Below are 21,640 nucleotides of genomic sequence, written 5' to 3' on the forward strand. Positions count from 1 at the left end.
TAGAAAAACTATTCTGCCGGACGACCATGAATTTCTAAAAACACATCATCAAAATTTGTGCGCAGATAGGATCGTAGTTTTTTACGATAATCATCCTTTAACCATTCAACAAAATTGAATGTACTTTTGCTAATGCATTTGGTATAGCGCTGTATCCTATAATCAATATCATCACCTAATTGTTTAGCTAAATCTAAAGCATCATAAACATCTTCGCTGTTTTCAATGCAAATTTTAGCATGATGCGCTATGGAACGTTCTAGTACAACTTTTGAAGATTCACCTGCACGTACAGCATCAATATAGGTTTTTTTGATATCAAAATATACCTCTTCAGAATTAGCGAAAGATTCACGTAATTCTTCAGGCATTTCGTAACGAAAGTTTTCTTCAATTTCATCATCACCTAATATGCCATCTAGATAGAAGTTAGGCGTTCTGAAAATACGATGCCAATCCAGATCGGCTCCCCATGGTCCAAAACGATGTAAGTTATTACCTAGATCAATAACTGTGAAGGTATTTTTGTTTTTTAAAATACGCGAACCCCTACCAATCATTTGATAGTATAACGTTAATGATTTGGTTGCACGGTTTAAGATTATGGAATCAACAGTAGGCTCATCAAAACCAGTAGTTAAAATACTTACCGAGGTTAAAATGGCATCTGGTGTTTCTTTAAACCATTTGAGTATTTTTTTACGTTCTTTTTTAGAATTGGTATTATCCAAATGCGCTACCGGATAACCAGCACGCCTGAATGTATCATATACATGTAACGACGTATTGATACCATTGTTAAAGATTAACGTCTTTTTACCTTTTGAACGTTCCTCATAAGCTTGAATAAGCTTTGAAAGCATGTCGTTATTGGTATATAAGTCTTCAGACGACTTTACCGTATAGTCTCCATTAGCACCAACCACTAATGATGTTAGACCAACATTGTAGGAATAAATTTCGGCTTTTGCCAAAAACTCATTATTTATAAGAGACTCAATACTTTCACCAACAATCAATTCATCATAATTATCCTTCATAGGTAATTTGATGTTAGAGCTTAATGGTGTTGCTGTTACCCCAAGTATGAAAGACTTTTCAAAAAACTTAAACAATTTGGTAAATGAATTGTAATGCGCTTCGTCAATAATAACCAAGCCAATATCTGAAATATCTAATTTGTCTTCATTCAAACGGTTATTAAGCGTTTCAACCATGGCAACAAAGCAACTATATTGCGCTTGGTCATCAAGATTTGCTTTACTATTTACCACTTTATTCTCAACACCAAACTCGGTTAGCATCGACGATGTTTGTCGGCATAACTCAATACGATGTGTCATAACCAAAACTTTCTTTTGATGATGTTTTAGGTACTGACGAACGATTTCGGAGAAAATAACGGTTTTTCCGCCACCAGTTGGTAATTGATATAATAGATGATAATCTTCTGGAGCTTCTTCAAAGCTCTTGAAAATCTTGTTAATTGCACCTTTTTGATAACTATAGAGGTCCTTCCCTACCTTTCTATCTTCTAATTCTAATGTTGAAATAGTCTGACTCATAAAATTTTCCAATGTGCAAAAATAAGTTCTTTTCTAGGTTTTTACAGCCTATTTTTAAATTAAAATGGATACTTTTTCAACAGTTCATAGTTTAAAACTTAATTTTGTTAAGCTGAAGAATTTTCTTATTTTATGAAAGGTGCTCATTTTCAAAATCATAGACATTTTAAACTCTACAAACCCTATGGTTATATCAGCCAATTTATTATTAATGGAAAGCAGAAACGCAATAAAAAATTGCTAGGTGAACTTTATGATTTTCCAGAGGGCACAATGGCCATTGGTCGCCTGGATGAAAAATCGGAAGGGCTTTTATTACTGACTACTGATGGTAAAACAAGCACTTACATTACAAGTAATAATATAGAAAAAGAGTATTATGTTCAAGTGGATGGCACAATTACTAAAGATGCCATTAGATATTTAAGAGAAGGTGTTGTAATTGGGTTTGATGGTAAAAAATATAAGACAAAACCATGTATAGTCAATGAATTAAACATAAGCCCCAATTTGCCAGAACGTTCCAAAAAGATACGAGATGCCAGACATGGACCTACATCATGGATACGCATAACCATAACGGAAGGTAAGTTTAGACAAGTACGAAAAATGACATCGGCAGTTGGTTATCCAACCTTGCGTCTGGTGCGTGTACGCATTGGAAATATTCTTTTAGACAATATGGATGTTGGTGCTGTTGAAGAATTACAAATTATTCCTTGACGACTATGATAGTAGCTTTCACGCCTGTAGCTAAAGCCCAGTATTCTTGTGCAATTACGTTACCGCCTTCATCTAATACCAGTAGCTCTGCAGTATTTGGCCCTGCTTCACCTTGATTGAGTGCTTGAAAATCTAATTTATTGAAGCCTTCTTTTAGTTCCATTTCAAAACCACTAAATGATGATCCAAGTAAAGCTTCAGGTTTCATGATATCATTATCTGCAAAGACTCTTATACGATCACCATCTACATCGCCGTAATCCCGATATGCAATGGTTACTTTCTTACTTTTTGTTTTGAAATCTCCTAAATATTGATCGGTAGTTTTTCCAGTAACCCGTTCATCCGGTTTTTTTTCAATACCAGCTGTTCTTTTTTTAACTCGATCTTCATAAAGTTCTCCTGGATTTCCAAATTTCTCTTTAGGAAACATAGAGAATTGGCTTTTATTAGAGCTAGACGTATTTGGTATAGACATACCATTAATACGGTTACTATTTGGATTGCTTAAACCTTTATTATCCAAAGGCTTTATATCTAGGGAAGAGTCGCCATCAGATTGATTGGTTTCCGCTGGAATAATGGTAGTATTATTGCTACCGTCAACTTGAGCCTGTAGCACTGGTGCAGCCAAAAGCAGAAGACAAATTAACAAAACGATTCTTTCCATATAATTAATTAGAAATGATTTCATCAATAGATTTACAAAAACCATACCTATTCTATTTAAAATCAAATATAAATTAAAAAAAGAGAAACGGAATCCGCTTCTCTTTGTTTTAAGATAAGATTATAATTTCTATAACCTTAAGAAATGTCTATGCGTTTAGATGGCTTTCTTTTAGCCTCTTCACGTTTAGGAATATGTATGTTTAAAATACCATCCTCATATTTTGCCTTAATTTTATCAGTTTCTACAGTATCAGGCAAAGTGAACGTTCTCCTGAAAGAAGCATAGCCAAACTCACGTCTTGTATAGGTATCTTGTTTTGTTTCATTCTCTGATTTTGTTTCGGCTGAAATAGATAATATATCATTATCAATTTCTAAATCAAAATCATCCTTTTTCATACCAGGAACAGCAACTTCAAGAAAATAATTTTCATTATCCTCCTTAATATTCACTGCTGGTAATGTCATACCCGTATTGAAGTTTGATAATAATCCGGTTCCTAATTCTGTGTCAAAAAAATTGTCTATCCAAGATGAAAAACTTGGCAAACCGGTAACATTTCTTTTTTTTGATAAGTCGGTGCCATTTTTTGGCATTGTTACTAAATTACTCATGTTAATCAAATTTTTAGTTAAACATTGTTTACAATTGTGTTTGCAAAATAGATGCCAATCCTATTTTTCACTCACTTTCTGTCAAAATTTCGCTCCCACTCGTCAAATTGTCATTTTTATGCATTGCTTTAACACGCTTATAATTAGCACACTAAATGTTAAAAAATGTTAAATAACTACTTTGTAATACATAGTACTGTAACATTTCTATTTATTGGTCGTCTATATAGTACATCAATCAATTAAAATATATTAAATCATGAGAACTTTAGACAACAATCAAGTAACAGGAACATTAAGTAATACGAAAAGTAATACTTGGAACAGCAAAAGACGTTATAGATAATAGAAATCTTTAAAGTCAACAATCAATCAATCAATCAAAAAATGAATTATGGAGGCAGTTAATAAAATATCGAGAGATAACAGCGAATTCTTAAAAAAACCATTTAAACGTAGTTGTGAGTCCGTGTCATTCTCTAACTGTCACGATACACTTTGGAAAGGTATTAAACGATATTTACATTAGTTTGAATTAGTTAAAAATTAAAAGCCAGTAACAGTTTACTGGCTTTTTTTTTATACAGTATTTTCCTTGGTACTGTTTTTGAGATACTTGGTTCAACGCTCAATTATTAATTTTAACACCAAGTTCTCATGAAAAATTATCGCTCTTCAGAAAAAGTGAATGCTGGATCTATGGCAGATATTGCCTTTTTACTCCTTATTTTCTTTTTAGTAACAACCACTATTGCCACTGACAAGGGTATTAACAGAACATTACCTGAAAAATGCCCAGACCGTGTTGATTGTACTAAAACTATTCTTGAACAAAATGTTTTAAGAATTGTCTTAAATAATGATGATAAAATTTTAGTTGCTGATGAACAAGTTGAATTAAAAGACTTAAAAGCACTTTTAATAAGGCATATAGATAATAATGCTGATGGCACGTGTACATATTGTGGTGGTTCAGCAGATTCATCACTATCTAATAATCCAAAAGAAGCCGTATTAAGTTTACAACATCATAGAGAAACTAGCTATGAGCTATTTGTTTTAGTACACGATGAGATTTCAAAAGCCTACTGGTTTTTAAAAAACAACTATGCAAAAAAGATATATAATAAACCGTTATCAGACGTAACAACTGCAGAATTAAAGTCTATAAATACCTTATACCCTGTACAAATTTCTGAAGTAATGACTAAAAATTAATCTTCTATACCCTCCAGGTTAAATAGAAAGGCATAGTATAAAGCGGTTCTCTTATGTCGTTCAAAACGACCCGAGGCACCTCCATGACCAGTTTCCATATTACAATCCATGATAAGCATGTTGTTATCTGTTTTCATATCGCGTAATTTGGCAAGCCATTTGGCAGGCTCCCAATATTGCACTTGACTATCCCAATAACCCGTTGTGATGAGCATATTTGGGTAAGCTTTTGCTTCCACATTGTCATATGGTGAATAGGATAGCATATAGTCATAGTATGTTTTATCTTTAGGATTACCCCATTCATCAAATTCAAAAGTGGTAAGTGGAATAGACTCATCAAGCATTGTTGATACAATATCTACAAACGGTACTGCAGCAATAATACCGTTCCATAAGGAGGGTTCCATATTTACAATGGCTCCCATTAATAATCCTCCAGCACTGCCACCCATGGCATATAAATGTTCTGAACTGGTATAGCCTTTGTCTACCAAGTATTTACCAACATCAATAAAATCTGTAAAGGTGTTTTTCTTTTTAAGTAATTTACCGTTTTCATACCATTGCCTACCCATTTCCTGGCCACCTCTTACATGCGCTATAGCATAAATAAATCCGCGGTCTAGCAGGCTTAACCTATCTGATCTAAAAGTAGGTTCCGTACTATTACCATAAGAGCCGTAAGCATACAATAACAGCGGTGTTTCTGAACCTATGCTTATCCCTTTTTTATAAACCATAGAAACAGGGATTTTTGTACCGTCAGTTGCAGTTACTTCAAATCTTTCTGAAGTATAATCATCAGAAGAAAATCCTCCTAAAACGTTTTCTTGTTTTAAAAGTGCTTGCTCTTTTGTATCCATGTTGTACTCAAAGGTACTATTCGATGTTGTTAGAGAGCTGTATGTGTAACGCAAGATATTTGTATCAAAATCTAAATTAGAGGTTGGGTATGCGGTGTAAGCTGGATCTTTAAATTCTATGTAATAATCTTTACCTTCCCATGGCAAAACTCTTATAGTTCTTAAGCCATTAAGGCGTTCTGCCGTTACTAAATGGTCTTTAAAAAGATCAAAGTTTTCCAAAAGCACATCTTCTCGATGACCAATTATGTCTGTCCAATTTTCTTTGGAAGGGTTTTTTATTGGAGTTTTTACTAATTTAAAATTGGTAGCATCTCTATTGGTTCTAATATAAAAATCATCTCCAAAGTGGTCTGCGTAATAAATTAAATCACTTTCTCGAGGTTGTATAACTTGCCAATTGCCATCAGGGTTGTCTGCTTTTAAAAAGCGGTATTCAGTGGAAAGTGTTTGAAAACTACCTATCATTAAATAATCTCGCGATTTAGTTTTAAAAACACCACAGCGATATGTGTCATCTTTTTCTTCATAGACTAAAACATCACTAGCTTGATCAGTACCCAAAACATGTTTATAAATTTTATTCTGACGCAGTGTTTGTGGGTCTTTAGTTGTGTAAAAAACAGTTTTATTATCATTTGCCCAAGTGGCACTACCACCAGTATTACTTAACTTATCATTTAATAACTCACCCGTTTCTAGATTTTTAAAAAAGATGGTGTATTGGCGTCTAGAAATCGTATCAATACCATAAGCCATCAATTTATTGTTGGGACTTACATCTTGACTTCCTATACCATAATATGAGTAGCCTCTTGCTAATTTAGGACCGTTTAATATGATTTCCTCTTCTGCGTTTTCTGTTATTTTTTTTCTGCAATACAGAGCGTATTCACTGCCTTCTTCATATCTCGTGTAATAAGAATATCCATTATCGGTTACAGGAACTGATTGATCATCCTTTTTTATGCGTCCCACAATTTCATTAAATAATCTATCCTGAAAAACTTCCGTATGTTGCATGACCTCATTGAGATAGTCATTTTCAGCATTTAAGTAGTTTAAAACATCTTGAGTTTGGGCGTCAGGATTATCAGCATTCTTTTGTTCATCACTTAAACGCATCCAGAAATAATCATCTATTCGGGTATCACCATGAGAGGTTAACTCTTTTGGAATCTTTTTGGCAATTGGCGGATTAATAACTTCCTTTTTTTCTTCCTTTTTTTCAGATTGACAAGCAATAATTAAAGCTGAAACAAATAGTAGGCGAAGTAATTTCATGTATAGTGATTTTTAAATTTCTTTTAAAAGTAACAAAATTAAATAATATAAAACTGTTTGGTTAGTTATCATTCAATCTCAACACCATAGGTTATAATAAGCTTTTTTATGCCCCATTCTCGTGCCGCTTTCACATCTTCTCCCATGTAAATATCTATGCGTTTTTTCCAGCGCCAATGCATTTTATCCTTTACCAAATAAAGACCTTCCATTCCCTCTACGGCAACTGGTGTATTGTGTTTAAGTCCCAGTGCCAATAGATCACGAGAAACAGCTATATACTTCATGCCAGGTTTTAGACTGTCTCCAAATGCTGTAATGTGAGGATTATCACTTGTTTGATAGGCCAATGAATTATAGGCTGTTGCAGTGACCTCAATAGTTTTCCAATCATATACAGGTTTGTTTTTAGATTTTTTACAAGCCAATATACAAGTGAATAGCAATATTAGTAAGCCGTATTTCATATTTAAATATACGCTTTCTACTTAATTATGGTAGAAAAATAACTTACTTTCTAAATAAAAGTTAATAGGCAATCAACTCCTTGAGTACTGTTTCAAATTTGCCTTTGGCTAAATACTGGTCTTCTAGTTGATTGATAAACGGTATAGGTGTTTCCATACTCGCTACACGTTTAACAGGTGCATCTAAATCTTCAAAACAGTTTTCCATGATTTGTGCTGAAATATCCGAAGCAATACCTCCAAACAAAGAGTCCTCTTGTAAAATAATTACTCGTCCTGTTTTTCTTACTGAATTATAAATAGCCTTCATATCAAGTGGTTGCAAAGTTCTTAAATCAATTAAGTCTGCTTGAATTTCAGGGTTAGCATTCAATGTTTCCAACGCCCAATGTACAGCAGCTCCGTAAGAAATAACAGTTACCTCACTACCTTCTCTTATAAGTGATGCCATACCAAAGGGTAGCGTGTAGTAATCAACAGGAACTTCTTGACGAATACTTCTATATAAAGCTTTATGCTCAAAGAAAAGCACTGGATTGGGGTCATTGATTGCTGTAGCTAATAAGCCTTTCGCATCAAATGGAAATGCTGGATAAACTACTTTTAAACCTGGTGTTTTAGTAAACCAAGCCTCATTAGTTTGTGAATGGAAGGGACCTGCTGCTACTCCTGCTCCACATGGCATTCTAACAACAACATCAGCGTGTTGGTTCCATCTGTAATGTGATTTGGCCAAATAATTGACAATAGGATTAAACCCTGAAGAAACAAAATCTGCAAATTGCATTTCAACTACTGCTTTCATACCAGCAATAGATAATCCCATTCCAGCTTCAACTATTGCCGATTCGCATATTGGTGTATTGCGTACACGGTTATTTCCAAATTGCTCCACAAAACCATCAGTAATCTTAAAAACACCACCATATTCTGCAATATCCTGCCCCATAATTACGAGATCTTCATGTTGCTCCATGGATTGTTTTAATCCTTGAGAAATGGCATCGATCAATCGAATTTCTACGGTTTTTGATTGTATTTTAAAATCTTGATATTCAAATGGTTTGTAAACATCATTTAATTCAACACTTTCGTTTGGTGAAATAATATCTTCATCAAAAGCCATTTGTAAATGTTCATTGATTTCATGAACTATAGTTTCTTTTATAGCAACCTCTTCCTGTTCTGAAAGGATGCCTTCATCTCTTAAAAACGCTTGAAAGTTTTCAACAGGATCTTTTTTTGCCCAAGCGTCCATCAAATCTTGTGGCACATATTTAGTACCACTAGCCTCTTCATGACCACGCATTCTAAAAGTTTTAAACTCTAGTAAAACTGGTCTGGGGTTTTTTCTTATACTTTTGGCTATTTCATTTACTTTTTGATAGACTTCGATAATGTTGTTCCCGTCTATAATATGTGACTCCATACCATAGCCTATACCACGATCAGCAATATGCTCACAATTATATTGTTCTCGAGTTGGTGTAGATAATCCGTAACCATTGTTTTCAACACAGAATATAACAGGTAATTGCCATACTGATGCAACATTTAATGCTTCGTGGAAATCACCTTCACTGGTGCCACCTTCTCCAGTAAAAACTGTTGTTACTTGATTTAGGTTTTTTAGTTTACTTGCTAAAGCAATACCATCAGCTACACCTAGTTGTGGTCCTAAATGAGAAATCATACCCACAATCTTGAATTCTTGTGTACCAAAATGAAATGAGCGATCTCTCCCTTTGGTAAATCCATTGGCCTTTCCTTGCCATTGACTAAATAATCGGTATAAAGGGATTTCTCTCGTAGTAAAAACACCCAAATTTCTGTGCATGGGTAAGATGTACTCCTCGGTCTGCATAGCCATGGTTACACCTACTGAAATAGCTTCTTGACCAATTCCTGAAAACCATTTTGATATTTTACCTTGACGTAATAGGATAAGCATCTTCTCCTCAATTAGTCTTGGTTTGAGCATATTCTTGTATAAAGTAATTAGCTCATTATGTTTTAAACCTGAAATATTGAATTGTAATTCGGCTGTTGAAGTCACCTTTGAACTCATAAATTTTGTTTGTCAAATATAGTATAATTTGATAATTACAAATGCGAATACAAAAAGAATTCTTGCTTAAAATTTTGTAATGTTTTTGTACATTTGTAAGCATTCACTTGAAATATTTATACCGATGAATAAAATACCTAGCGTTAATTTAAATGATTTTACTTCAGACGATCCTGAACGAAAACAAAAATTTGTTGATGAAATAGGAAAGGCCTACGAAGAGATTGGCTTTGTTGCCTTGAAGGGACATTTTTTAGATGACTCATTAGTAAATAACCTTTATGATGAAGTCAAAAAGTTTTTTGATCTTCCTGTGGAGACCAAGCAGAAATACGAAATTGAAGGCATAGGCGGTCAACGCGGTTACATTTCATTTGGTAAAGAAAGCGCCAAAGGTAAAAAGGAAGGTGATTTAAAGGAGTTTTGGCATTTTGGGCAGTTTGTTGAAAATGATCCGAAATTAGAAGCCGAATATCCTAAAAACGTTGTTGTTGATGAATTACCTAACTTCAACCGTATAGGTAAAGAAGCATACAGAAGTCTTGAAAAAACTGCTAAATATGTTTTGCGTGCCTTGGCTTTGCATTTGAATTTAGAAGAAACATATTTTGATCAATATATCTATAATGGAAATAGTATTTTAAGACCTATTCACTACCCTCCTATTTTAGAAGAACCAAAAAATGCTGTTCGTGCAGCAGCTCATGGTGATATTAACTTAATCACATTGTTAATGGGAGCTCAAGGAAGAGGACTACAAGTACAAAACCATAATGGTGAGTGGTTGGATGCTATTGCAGAGCCTGATGAATTGATGATTAATGTTGGTGATATGTTATCTAGGCACACTAATAACAAGCTAAAATCAACCATACATCGTGTTATAAATCCTCCAAGAGAGCTTTGGGGAACCTCACGTTATTCTATTCCATTTTTTATGCATCCCATAAGTGACATGAAACTAAATGTGCTTGATAGTTGTATTGATGAAGACAACCCGAAACAATTTGCTGATATAACTGCTGGAGAGTTCTTAAATGAACGTTTAATTGAATTAGGGTTAATTAAAAAATAATCATGGATTTACAAGATCAATTAAAAAACTTGTTTCCTGATTATATTCCAGAAGAATCATCTGAAACACAAGAAGAAGATTCAGTAATATGGCTTCAAGATAATCCAATCATCTGTAAATATGAAAAGCGTAAAGGCAAACCTATAACTATTTTAGAAGGTTATACAGGAGCTACAGAAGATTTTAAATTACTAGCTAAAGAACTTAAAACAACTTTGAGTGTTGGTGGTAGCTTTAAGGATGATAAAATTATTATTCAAGGTGATTATCGTGATAAAATCATGGATATTTTAAAAGATAAGGGATTTAATGTTAAACGCGTTGGCGGTTAATGAGCGAACGTATTTTACATATAACCAATGGCTCTAGTCTTACAAATTATCTTATAGAGTTAGATTTCAATGATGATATACTTACTTGGCATGAAATGCTTTGTGAAGGCAATACGACATCATTAGTAAGTTCTAAATCATTTTTAAATCAAAGAAAGGCCTTTTTAAGTACCTATTACGATATTGAAATTGATGAGGAAGAATTTAAAAATGAACTGGCAATTTTAGACAATGTTGAAGAGTATTCACAAATTGTTCTTTGGTTTGAGTATGATTTGTTCTGCCACATTAACCTACTTGCAATTATTAGCATATTAAAAGAAAAAAATATTTCTCTCCCACTCTACCTTGTTTGTAGTGGTCATGTTGAAGGTGATAGAAATTTAAAGGGATTAAGTGAATTGAACCATGAGCAGTTGTTGAGTCATTATGAAAACAAAATACAACTAACGGAATCTGATATTGACCTAGCAATAACCATATGGCGAATTTATTGCGGCAAGGACCACAATCTTTTAAAGCCATACATTACAAGAGAATCATCCTTTAAGTATTTAAATAATTGTATAAAGGCTCATTTTGGAAGGTTTCCTGATTTAAAAAGCGGTTTGTCAATATTAGAAAAAAATGTTTTGATTTTAATTCGTGATAACGACATTAATTCAAGGCATCATTTACTTGGTTATATTTTAAATTATCAAGGTTATTATGGGTATGGTGATACTCAACTAAATAGAATAATTGATAATTTAAAAGGATTATTTACAGAAGACGACAATGGTATTGTTTTAAACAGACAAGGTCATGAAGCTCTATTGAAAACTCATAATTTCGCTTTAGAAATCAATAATAACATTCCATATGGTGGAATTAACAGATTAGATTATTTCTTCAGTAGTGAAGAAAATGTATTAGTAAAAAACCCGATACCATGCCCATTAAAGAATCTGAACTTATACTAAATCCAGATGGTAGTGTTTATCACTTAAATCTAAAACCAGAGCACATAGCTCAAGATATTATTTTTGTAGGTGACCAAGATCGTGTAGAACGAATCACTCAACATTTTGATTCTATTGAATTCTCTATACAAAAACGTGAATTTAAAACTCAAACCGGAATTTATAAGAACAAACGAATAACTGTGTTATCAACAGGTATTGGACCAGATAATATAGACATTGTTTTAAACGAATTAGATGCGTTGGTGAATATTGATCTCAATACTCGTGAGCCAAAAACAAATCTAACAAGTTTAAATATTGTGAGGGTGGGTACATCTGGCTCCTTGCAAAAAGATATTCCTGTAGATTCTTTTTTAAGTAGTACTTATGGATTAGATCTTAATGGGATGCTACATGCTTACCAAATTAACCAGATTATTCATCCAGAAATTGAAAATTCTTTTATTGACTTTACCAACTGGCATCAAAACAAATCCAGACCCATTGTAATTGAAAATAGTAAATGGCTAGAAAAGAAGTTTACAGGCCCTAAAATGCATTCTGGTATAACTGCGACTGCAGGAGGTTTCTATGGTCCGCAAGGACGTGTTTTACGGTTACCATTGCAAGACAGTGAACTTAATAATAAGATAGATTCATTTAGTTATAATGGTTTACGTGTCACCAATTTGGAGATGGAAACTTCCGTTATTTTTGGTTTGTCAAAATTATTAGGTCATAATGCCGTTTCATTAAATGCTATAATAGCCAATAGAGCTACTGGTGAGTTTAGTAATGATCCTAAAAAAGTAGTTGATGATTTAATTGTTTATACCCTAGATAAAATTGTGAATTAATGAGAACAGTTAAAATTGGTGGTGTTCCAGAGCATTTTAATTTAGCTTGGTATTTAACGTTAAAGAATGGTGAGTACAAGTCTGAAGGTATAAACTTGAGATGGCATGATTATTATGGTGGCACAGGAGCTATGTGTAAAGCCCTTCGGAATGGTGACATTGATATGGCAGTTATCTTAACAGAAGGTATCATAAAAGATATTATTGAAGGCAACCCAAGTAAGATTGTACAAACATTTGTGCAATCGCCACTCATTTGGGGTATTCATGTAGCTCATCATTCAAATTATAACGAAATTAATGATTTAAAGGGAACCAAAGCAGCCATTAGCCGTTATGGTTCTGGCTCGCATCTTATGGCATATATCAATGCCGAAAACAATCATTGGAATTTGGATAAAGACCTTCATTTTGAAGTTATAAAAAATTTAAATGGTGCTGTTGAAGGTCTAACAAACGGTATCGCTGATTATTTTATGTGGGAAAAGTTTACCACAAAACCCTATGTTGATGACGAGATTTTTAGACGTATTGATGAATGCCCAACACCTTGGCCATGTTTTGTTATTGCTGTAAGTGATAATTTTATTGCTGAAAGCAAGAATGATCTGGATACTATTTTGAGAATAATTAATAACACCACAGATGAGTTTAAGAATATTCCGAGTATTGACAAAACAATAGCTAACAGATACGAACAAAAGTTAGAAGACGTACAAGAATGGCTATCATTGACCGAGTGGTCACAATCAGTTTTAGATAGAAATACTGTAGCAAAAATTCAAAAAGAGCTATTTACATTAAACATTATTAATGAAATTACAGATTACAAGAAATTGGTTTTTACACCTAGTTAATTAATACGTTACAAATGTTAAATCTTGGTTTTTTGAGACAGAAATATGTGTGAAGAATGCTCACAATCAAACCTTTGTATTTTAGTAAATAACTCACAAATGTTAAAAAATATTTAATTTTTAGCCCAAAAAGTTTATATTTGTTTTAAACAGAGTGTCTAACTAACCCAAATTGCTTATGCTATTAACAATAACTCTCGTGATTTCAGTTTTAATTGCTATCAATTTTTTATTGCTAATTTTTAGTTGTAATAAAACAACAAAGCGTGTTAAATCTGTTGAGAAAAAACCTACGTTTATTGTAACCAAAAACACTACCAACCCACAGCCTTCAAACCAACTTGCTCCAACAGGGAGTTAGTTTTACTAAAGTGTTTATTACCGAACCAATATCCTCTATTTGCACTTAATGGAGACGGGTGTCCGCTTTGTAAAATATAGTGTTTCTTTGAGTCTATCAATTTCGATTTCTTTTTTGCAAAACCACCCCAAAGTAAAAATATCACATTTTCTTTATTGTTATTTATTGTCTTTATAACGGCATCCGTAAAGGTTTCCCAACCTTCATTTTGATGGCTTCCTGCTTGATGTGCTCTAACTGTTAAGGTCGCATTGAGAAGTAAAACTCCTTGATCTGCCCAACGTTCCAGATTACCACTCGCTGGATAAGGGATATTCAAATCCTGCTCGATTTCTTTAAAAATATTTATTAACGAAGGTGGGTGTTTTATACCATCATTAACACTAAAACATAAACCGTTTGCTTGATTAGGACCATGGTAAGGATCTTGGCCTATAATAACCACTTTTAAATCATGAAAACTGCAATGCTCAAAAGCATTGAAAATTTGTTTACCTGGTGGATAACAAGTATGCTTTAAATACTCTGATTTAACAAATTCTACTAGATTATGAAAATAAGGCTTGTCAAATTCTGCATTTAAATAAGATTTCCAGCTATCATTTATGTTTACAGTCATTATTTTTGAGTATCACTTTAGGACATCTAAAATAATACTATCTTTAAATTATAAAAATCAAATACCTTGAAAAAACTCAAATTCCCTTCAGCTCAAACCATTTTACTCATTATAGCTGGTTTAGTAGCTATTTTAACCTTTATTGTTCCTGCTGGAAAATATGATACACTTGTTTATGATAACGCTTCAGATATGTTTATTAGGGCAAGTCAAGAAAATACCGAAACACTTGCTGCTACGCAGGAAACATTAGAATCATTGAATGTAATTATTCCTTTAGAAAAATTTACCAGTGGTGACATTTACAAAGCCATAAATATTCCAAATACTTACAAAGAACTTGATGCTAAACCGCAAGGTTTAGTCGCTTTTTTGAAATCACCAATTAAAGGTATTATTGATGCTGCTGATATTATTTTTTTAGTCCTTATTATTGGAGGTCTTATAGGTATCATGAATCATACAGGTGCTTTTGATGCCGGAATTGGCTGGTTGGCAAATGCTTTAAAGGGTCGTGAGTATATTTTAATAGTATTAGTAACTATTCTTGTAGCCGCTGGAGGTACTACGTTTGGTTTTGCCGAAGAAACTATAGCCTTCTTCCCTATTCTGATACCTGTTTTTTTAGCAGCCAAATATGATGCGCTTGTTGCTATTGCTTGTATCTTTTTAGGATCTTCTATTGGTACCATGTGTTCTACGGTTAATCCATTTAGTACTATTATCGCATCAGATGCTGCAGGGATAAATTGGACAACTGGGTTAACTGGTCGTGCCATTATGTTAGGCTTAACGCTCATTATTACTATTATCTTTATTATGCGCTATGCTAGTCGTGTAAAAAAAGATCCAACAAAATCCATAATTTACAGTCAAAAGGATCAAATAGAAGCGCTTTTCCATCAGGGAACAGTAACAGTCACTAAATTTAATTGGCGCTTACGATTGGCATTGTTAACGTTTTCGGCATGTTTTGTAATTATGATTATTGGTGTATCCTTATTAGATTGGTGGTTTTTAGAAATGACTACAACATTTTTAGTAGGAGCCATATTAATAGGTTTTATTACAAAAATAAAGGAAGGTGACTTTATTGAAGTTTTTGTTAAAGGTGCTGGCGATTTACTGGGTGTAGCATTAATTATAGGAATTGCAAGAGGCGTTACGGTTATTATGTCTGATGGATTAATAAGTGATACTATGTTGTACTATGCTAGTGACATTACAACAGGTATGAATAAAGGCTTTTTTGCAAGTGTGCTTACCCTTACCTATTCTGGATTGTCATTTTTCATTCCAAGTTCCTCCGGCATGGCCGTTTTAACTATGCCTATTATGGCACCTTTGGCTGATACTGTTGGTGTTGGTAGAGAGCTCATAGTTAACGCTTATCAATATGGAATGGGATTGTTGTATCTAATTAGTCCTACAGGATTGATATTGCCATCTCTAGCTATTGCAAAAGTTGGTTATGATAAATGGTTGAAATTTATTCTGCCTTTATTCATTATTCTAGTGCTATTTACGCTACTAGTTATGACTACTTCTGCTTATTTATATTAATAAACATATTTATGAAACGTTATGTTTTTCTTTGGATACCCATGATATTCATAGCCATTATTAATGGATCTGCTCGCGATTTATGGTACGTATCTTATTTAGGGGAGCAATCAGCACATCAATTATCCACTTTAACACTAATATTTTTATTTGGGCTTTACTTCTATTTTGTATTTAAGAAATATCCAATTTCTTCTAAAACGATGAGTTATAAAATTGGTATCACATGGATGCTTTTAACCTTGAGTTTTGAATTCGGTTTTGGGTATTATCGTGGCTTGACTTTAACAGATATATTGGCTGATTATAACATTCTAAATGGCAGAGTTTGGGTTTTAATCCCAATTTGTCTACTAGTGGCACCGCGCTTGTATTATGCTTGGCTCAATAAAAATTAGAATAAGGTTATTTGTCCTTGATCATCCAATTTATCTGAAGCGTCATCTTCTTTAGTTTTAGAATTTGAATCTGCGCTAGTATCTTCTTCTTTTTCACTGGTAACAGCCGTTTCATCTATAACTTCAATATCTTCAGCATGAACTTCTTCGGGTGCTTCATAAGGCAAAGGGTCCAATAAATTCACTTGATTTACTTTATCCTTTGTCAATTGATTTCCTAAAGCGTTAATACCCTTAATAGCTATGAATTCTTCTAAATTAACTTCAAGATTGTCTTTTCTATCTTTACCGCGTTCTTTAGTAAATTCAACTTCTGCCATAGGTTTCCAGTCTGTTGAAACTATTTCCAATTGCGAATTTGGATGATCTGAAATAAAGCTTTCTTCTTTTCCTTCGTTTTCAACTAAAAAACGTTTGACATAATAGCGTTCCTTTTCACCATCAAAATAAACGGCAGAAATAGGCTTTTTAGGAATCCATTTTTCCATGACTATCATATCATCATCAAAATGAGTTGTTACTTCTGGAATGATTGTTTTAATGGTTCCTGATTGCTTGATTATCAATATCCTGTCTTCGCCTCTAAATTCACCAACTAATTCGCCTCTTCCATCTACATTTAAACGCTGAACGGTATCATCAAACCAAATTTTTCTTGGCTTCAATGTAGAAACCCCTTTTTCTTTCAATTCAATTTTCTTGACAGCATATTTTGTTACAATATTTCCTTTAGATGCACGACCTTTAATGAGTACATCGGCAAAGTCCAAATCCCATTTTAACTTCTTAATACTTCCTACCTGACGTAAATAAACCGTGACCACTTCGGCTTCACCATTTGGATTTGCAGAAAAATACCAAACCACAGAGTTTTTATTTCTATTGGTCATATCATATTCACGATCTCTAGTTACAGAAGTCACTGCAAAACGTTTTACGTAGGTTGGACCACTTTTGCCATCGCGGTATATCATATTGTAAATTGTTCGCTTGTCTTTCTTCTTAAAGACTGCTACATGAATAATATCTTTGCCAACAAAGGTTTTAGAATCCACTTTGGTCACCATCATTGTACCTTCTTTGGTAAAAACTATGATGTCATCAATATCACTACAATCGCAAACATACTCGTCTTTTCGTAGTGACGTACCAATGAAACCTTCTGCCCTATTTACATATAGCTTTGTATTTCTAATAACAACTTTTGTAGCATCAACGTCATCAAAGGTTCTGATTTCTGTTTTGCGCTCTTTACCGCTTCCATATTCTTTTTTAAGACGTTCAAAATAAGCAATAGCATAATCAATTAAATTTGCCAGATGATGCTTTACTTCAGCTATTTGTTCTTCAAGAGCATCAATTTTTTGTTGAGCCTTATCAATATCAAACTTTGAAATACGCTTTATTCGAATTTCTGTCAATCGAACAATATCCTCTTCAGTAACCGCACGTTTTAAGTGTTTTATATGAGGTTGTAAGCCTTTGTCAATGGCTTGAATAACACCTTCCCATGTTTCTTCCTCTTCTATATCTCGATAGATTCTATTTTCTATAAAAATACGCTCTAAAGAAGCAAAATGCCATTGTTCTTCAAACTCGCCGAGTTTAATTTCCAACTCATTTTTAAGTAGCTGAACTGTATGATCGGTTGAACGACGTAACATTTCTGAAACACCAATAAACAAGGGTTTATTATCTTCAATCACACAGCCTAAAGGTGAGATTGATGTTTCACAATTGGTAAAGGCATATAATGCGTCAATGGTTTTATCTGGAGAAATACCACTTGGTAAATGCACCAATATTTCAACATCAGCTGCCGTATTATCTTCTATCTTCTTTATTTTAATTTTACCTTTATCATTGGCTTTTAGGATAGAATCAATTAGAGAAGATGTATTAGTTCCAAATGGAATTTCGGTAATAACTAAAGTATTTTTATCTAGCTGTGAAATTTTTGCTCTAATCCTAACTTTACCACCACGCAAACCATCTTTATAATCTGTAAAATCAGCTATTCCAGCAGTTGGAAAATCAGGAACAATTTTAAAACGCTTGCCTTGTAAGTGTTTTATGGAAGCATCAACCAATTCAAGAAAATTGTGTGGGAGTATTTTTGTAGATAAGCCTACAGCAATTCCTTCACCACCTTGAGCTAATAATAAGGGAAATTTTACGGGTAAATTAACAGGCTCTTTTCGTCTGCCATCATAACTTGCAGACCATTCGGTTACTTTTGGATTGTAAACAACATCTAAAGCAAATTTTGAAAGTCGTGCTTCAATATAACGCGATGCCGCTGCACTATCACCAGTTAGAATATTTCCCCAGTTTCCTTGAGTATCTATTAGTAAATCTTTCTGACCAATTTGCACCATAGCATCAGCAATACTAGCATCACCATGAGGATGGTATTGCATGGTATGACCTACAATATTTGCAACCTTGTTGTAACGACCATCATCCAAATCTTTCATGGAGTGCATAATACGTCGCTGTACAGGCTTAAAGCCGTCCTCAATTGCTGGTACGGCACGTTCTAATATAACATATGATGCATAATCTAGAAACCAATCTTTGTACATACCAGTTACTCTGGTAATGGTTTCGTTATTGTCTTCCTGTTCATTAATCAAATCGTCGTTCGCTTCGCTCATTAATTATTTGCTCTTTTATTTAATTTAACCGTTTTGCTCAAAGACTGTTTCATGTATTTACGCTTTTTTCTAGCGACCAAAGTAATATTAAATCTATATTTTTTGACACTCTCATGTCCATCCCATTTGATGAATACTACCAACTCTTTATAGAGAAAAAAATTATACATCTTAAAACCTACAAGTTCATGCTTACTGGTTTCAAGTTTATGTTCTCTGTAGTTGAATCTATCGGAAAGTAACAAGCCTTTATTTAATAAAATTAATTTTGCCCCATCACTATCATATTCAAAATATTTTGCAACACGATGCACCAAAAAGAATAATATTCCAAAAATACCTAGAACCACCAAAAATAGAATAAGTGGGTTGACTTCAAGACCTGTAACAGCATTAAACACAAAAATTGATGTGATAGCCAATACAATCATAATGAAATATACCCCAATGATGACACTTTTTACTTTTTCGTTATTGGTTCTCATGGTGTGTCTTCTACTAAATCTAATTCAACTTTAAGGTTATTGATTATAAACTCTTGTCTGTCTGGTGTGTTTTTACCCATGTAGAATTGCAGTAGTTCTTCAATTGACATATCGTCATCTAACATAACAGGATCTAAACGAATATCTTCACCAATGAAGTGTTTAAATTCATCTGGTGAAATTTCACCTAAACCTTTAAATCGGGTTATTTCTGGTTTTGGTTTTAATTCTTCAATAGCATTTTGACGCTCTTCTTCGGAATAGCAATAAATAGTTTTCTTTTTATTACGAACTCGAAACAAGGGTGTTTGCAAAATATACAAGTGACCTTCTTTTATGAGTTCAGGGAAAAACTGAAGGAAAAATGTTATTAATAATAAGCGAATGTGCATACCATCAACATCAGCATCTGTTGCAATTACAACATTATTGTAACGCAAATCCTCAAGTGATTCTTCTATATTTAAAGCTGCTTGCAATAAATTAAACTCTTCATTTTCATACACAATTTTTTTACTCAAACCGTAGCAGTTTAAAGGTTTTCCTTTTAAACTAAATACGGCTTGCGTATTTACATCACGTGACTTGGTAATACTACCCGATGCCGAATCACCCTCTGTAATAAATAAAGTAGTTTCTAAATTGCGTTCATTTTTAGTGTCACCAAAATGCACACGGCAATCGCGTAATTTCTTGTTGTGTAAACTGGCTTTTTTAGCACGATCTTTAGCTAGTTTTCTGATGCCTGATAATTCTTTGCGCTCACGTTCAGCCTGCAAGATTTTGCGTTGGATTTTTTCAGCTGTATCCGGGTTTTTATGCAGATAGTTATCTAAATACGTTTTAACAAAATCGTTGATATAGGTTCTTACCGTTGGTAAATCGCCACCCATATCGGTTGAACCTAATTTAGTTTTGGTTTGACTTTCAAAAACAGGCTCCATAACTTTTATAGACACAGCAGATACTACCGATTTTCTAACATCAGAGGCATCATAGTTTTTGCCATAAAATTCCCGTATGGTTTTTACCAGCGCTTCACGAAAAGCAGCTAGATGGGTTCCGCCTTGGGTGGTGTTTTGTCCATTTACAAAAGAATGATATTCTTCAGAGTATTGTGTTTTACTGTGTGTTAAGGCTACTTCTATGTCATCACCTTTTAAATGAATTATTGGATACAATAAGTCAGAATCCTTGATGTTTTCACTCAATAAATCCTTTAAACCATTTTCACTGTAATATTTTTCACCATTAAAAACAATGGTCAATCCAGGATTTAAATACACATAATTTTTGAGCATTTTAATGACATACTCATTACGGTATTTGTAGTTTTTAAATATGGTGTCATCTGGTACAAAGGATACCTTGGTACCTTTTCGTCTAGATGTATCATCTAACAGCTCCTCATTAGTCAGATTTCCTTGTTCAAATTCAGCCGAAGCTGATTTATTATCACGTGTTGATTCTACCCTAAAATAACTGGATAAGGCATTAACCGCTTTTGTTCCAACACCATTTAGTCCCACCGATTTTTTAAACGCCTTACTATCATACTTTCCACCGGTATTCATTTTAGAAACCACATCCACTACTTTACCTAGCGGAATACCACGACCATAATCGCGAACAGTTACTTTATTACCATGAACTGAAATTTCAATAGTTTTTCCAGCTCCCATCACGTATTCATCAATGGAATTGTCTAAAACCTCTTTAAGAAGAATATAAATACCATCATCACCCGAAGAACCATCACCCAATTTCCCGATATACATACCAGGTCGCATGCGGATGTGCTCTTTCCAGTCTAGTGAGCGTATGTTTTCTTCAGTATATTTGGTTTCTTGAGCCATTGTGAAAGTGAATTTTTTGAGACCTTGCTAATATACATTTTCATAGTAAAAAATGAAACCCGATTTTATTAAAGTAATTAACAAAAAAATTGCCTGATTTGTTGAGAACATTGGTGCTTTCATTTCATGAGGTAGGTATTTGAAAGCACTAAAAATCT

19 protein-coding genes are annotated in these 21,640 nt (G+C 33.6%); 9 read left to right on the forward strand and 10 right to left on the reverse strand.

Going from position 1 to position 21,640, the window contains the following annotated elements; translation table 11 throughout:
* Window positions 1-8: 8 nt before the first annotated feature.
* The gene (locus tag C1S72_RS00905; protein WP_104733801.1) at window positions 9-1,565 is read right to left on the reverse strand and encodes a DEAD/DEAH box helicase; all 1,557 of its coding nucleotides are present in this window, start codon (window positions 1,563-1,565) and stop codon (window positions 9-11) included.
* A gap of 132 nt (window positions 1,566-1,697) precedes the next feature.
* On the opposite strand from C1S72_RS00905, the gene C1S72_RS00910 reads away from it, so the two are divergent.
* Window positions 1,698-2,288, forward strand: coding sequence for a pseudouridine synthase (locus C1S72_RS00910; RefSeq protein WP_104733802.1), 591 nt, complete (start codon window positions 1,698-1,700; stop codon window positions 2,286-2,288).
* On the opposite strand, the gene C1S72_RS00915 is transcribed toward C1S72_RS00910, so the two are convergent.
* Together C1S72_RS00915 and C1S72_RS00920 are read right to left on the reverse strand one after the other, a co-directional pair.
* Window positions 2,278-2,982, reverse strand: a complete 705-nt coding sequence (locus C1S72_RS00915; protein WP_230401550.1) for a hypothetical protein — start codon at window positions 2,980-2,982, stop codon at window positions 2,278-2,280. The two genes, C1S72_RS00910 and C1S72_RS00915, sit on opposite strands and share 11 nt — an antisense overlap.
* A gap of 113 nt (window positions 2,983-3,095) precedes the next feature.
* On the reverse strand, window positions 3,096-3,575 hold the full coding sequence (locus C1S72_RS00920) for an Hsp20/alpha crystallin family protein (protein ID WP_104733804.1): 480 nt from the start codon (window positions 3,573-3,575) through the stop codon (window positions 3,096-3,098).
* Between the two features lie 657 nt (window positions 3,576-4,232).
* Between C1S72_RS00920 and C1S72_RS00925 the strand changes: the two genes are divergently transcribed.
* Window positions 4,233-4,793: an ExbD/TolR family protein gene (locus C1S72_RS00925; RefSeq protein ID WP_104733805.1), complete on the forward strand. Its 561-nt coding sequence runs from the start codon at window positions 4,233-4,235 to the stop codon at window positions 4,791-4,793.
* Here C1S72_RS00925 and C1S72_RS00930 read toward each other — a convergent pair.
* From C1S72_RS00930 to C1S72_RS00940, 3 genes are all read right to left on the reverse strand, one after another.
* Complete coding sequence (locus C1S72_RS00930; protein ID WP_104733806.1) at window positions 4,790-6,943, reverse strand: S9 family peptidase; 2,154 nt, start codon at window positions 6,941-6,943, stop codon at window positions 4,790-4,792. The two genes, C1S72_RS00925 and C1S72_RS00930, sit on opposite strands and share 4 nt — an antisense overlap.
* 68 nt (window positions 6,944-7,011) lie before the next feature.
* Entirely contained in the window at window positions 7,012-7,410 is a 399-nt protein-coding gene (locus C1S72_RS00935; RefSeq protein ID WP_230401551.1) for a 3D domain-containing protein, read from the reverse strand.
* Between the two features lie 61 nt (window positions 7,411-7,471).
* The gene (locus tag C1S72_RS00940) at window positions 7,472-9,391 is read right to left on the reverse strand and encodes an alpha-ketoacid dehydrogenase subunit alpha/beta (protein WP_230401623.1); all 1,920 of its coding nucleotides are present in this window, start codon (window positions 9,389-9,391) and stop codon (window positions 7,472-7,474) included.
* 211 nt (window positions 9,392-9,602) lie between these two features.
* Here C1S72_RS00940 and C1S72_RS00945 point away from each other — a divergent pair, with 211 nt between their 5' ends.
* The 5 genes from C1S72_RS00945 to C1S72_RS00965 are packed head-to-tail and all read left to right on the forward strand — an operon-like array spanning window position 9,603 to window position 13,543.
* Window positions 9,603-10,553: an isopenicillin N synthase family dioxygenase gene (locus C1S72_RS00945; RefSeq protein ID WP_104733809.1), complete on the forward strand. Its 951-nt coding sequence runs from the start codon at window positions 9,603-9,605 to the stop codon at window positions 10,551-10,553.
* 2 nt (window positions 10,554-10,555) lie between these two features.
* Window positions 10,556-10,885: a translation initiation factor gene (locus tag C1S72_RS00950; RefSeq protein ID WP_104733810.1), complete on the forward strand. Its 330-nt coding sequence runs from the start codon at window positions 10,556-10,558 to the stop codon at window positions 10,883-10,885.
* Window positions 10,885-11,847, forward strand: coding sequence for a DUF1835 domain-containing protein (locus tag C1S72_RS00955; RefSeq protein ID WP_104733811.1), 963 nt, complete (start codon window positions 10,885-10,887; stop codon window positions 11,845-11,847). Before C1S72_RS00950 ends, C1S72_RS00955 begins: the two co-directional genes overlap by 1 nt.
* Window positions 11,817-12,686, forward strand: coding sequence for a nucleoside phosphorylase (locus tag C1S72_RS00960; protein ID WP_104733812.1), 870 nt, complete (start codon window positions 11,817-11,819; stop codon window positions 12,684-12,686). The genes C1S72_RS00955 and C1S72_RS00960 overlap by 31 nt, the downstream gene beginning before the upstream one ends.
* Entirely contained in the window at window positions 12,686-13,543 is an 858-nt protein-coding gene (locus C1S72_RS00965; RefSeq protein ID WP_104733813.1) for a substrate-binding domain-containing protein, read from the forward strand. The genes C1S72_RS00960 and C1S72_RS00965 overlap by 1 nt, the downstream gene beginning before the upstream one ends.
* A 314-nt stretch (window positions 13,544-13,857) precedes the next feature.
* Here the strand turns inward: C1S72_RS00965 and C1S72_RS00970 are convergent, their stop codons facing one another.
* Complete coding sequence (locus C1S72_RS00970) at window positions 13,858-14,523, reverse strand: uracil-DNA glycosylase (RefSeq protein WP_104733814.1); 666 nt, start codon at window positions 14,521-14,523, stop codon at window positions 13,858-13,860.
* 66 nt (window positions 14,524-14,589) lie between these two features.
* On the opposite strand from C1S72_RS00970, the gene C1S72_RS00975 reads away from it, so the two are divergent.
* Window positions 14,590-16,086: a YfcC family protein gene (locus C1S72_RS00975; RefSeq protein ID WP_104733815.1), complete on the forward strand. Its 1,497-nt coding sequence runs from the start codon at window positions 14,590-14,592 to the stop codon at window positions 16,084-16,086.
* A gap of 11 nt (window positions 16,087-16,097) precedes the next feature.
* Window positions 16,098-16,484: a hypothetical protein gene (locus tag C1S72_RS00980; RefSeq protein ID WP_205527075.1), complete on the forward strand. Its 387-nt coding sequence runs from the start codon at window positions 16,098-16,100 to the stop codon at window positions 16,482-16,484.
* On the opposite strand, the gene C1S72_RS00985 is transcribed toward C1S72_RS00980, so the two are convergent.
* From C1S72_RS00985 to C1S72_RS00995, 3 genes are read right to left on the reverse strand one after another with little or no spacing between them, the layout of a single operon-like run.
* Window positions 16,481-19,141: a DNA gyrase/topoisomerase IV subunit A gene (locus tag C1S72_RS00985; protein WP_104733816.1), complete on the reverse strand. Its 2,661-nt coding sequence runs from the start codon at window positions 19,139-19,141 to the stop codon at window positions 16,481-16,483. The two genes, C1S72_RS00980 and C1S72_RS00985, sit on opposite strands and share 4 nt — an antisense overlap.
* Entirely contained in the window at window positions 19,141-19,626 is a 486-nt protein-coding gene (locus tag C1S72_RS00990; RefSeq protein WP_104733817.1) for a hypothetical protein, read from the reverse strand. Before C1S72_RS00990 ends, C1S72_RS00985 begins: the two co-directional genes overlap by 1 nt.
* Window positions 19,623-21,482 carry a DNA topoisomerase IV subunit B gene (locus tag C1S72_RS00995; protein ID WP_104733818.1) on the reverse strand — a complete coding sequence of 620 codons (1,860 nt, stop codon included), beginning with the start codon at window positions 21,480-21,482 and terminating at the stop codon, window positions 19,623-19,625. The genes C1S72_RS00990 and C1S72_RS00995 overlap by 4 nt, the downstream gene beginning before the upstream one ends.
* Between the last annotated feature and the right edge of the window lie 158 nt (window positions 21,483-21,640).

The sequence above is a fragment of the Hanstruepera ponticola genome (genome assembly GCF_002940745.1).
GTDB classification, from domain to species: domain Bacteria; phylum Bacteroidota; class Bacteroidia; order Flavobacteriales; family Flavobacteriaceae; genus Hanstruepera; species Hanstruepera ponticola.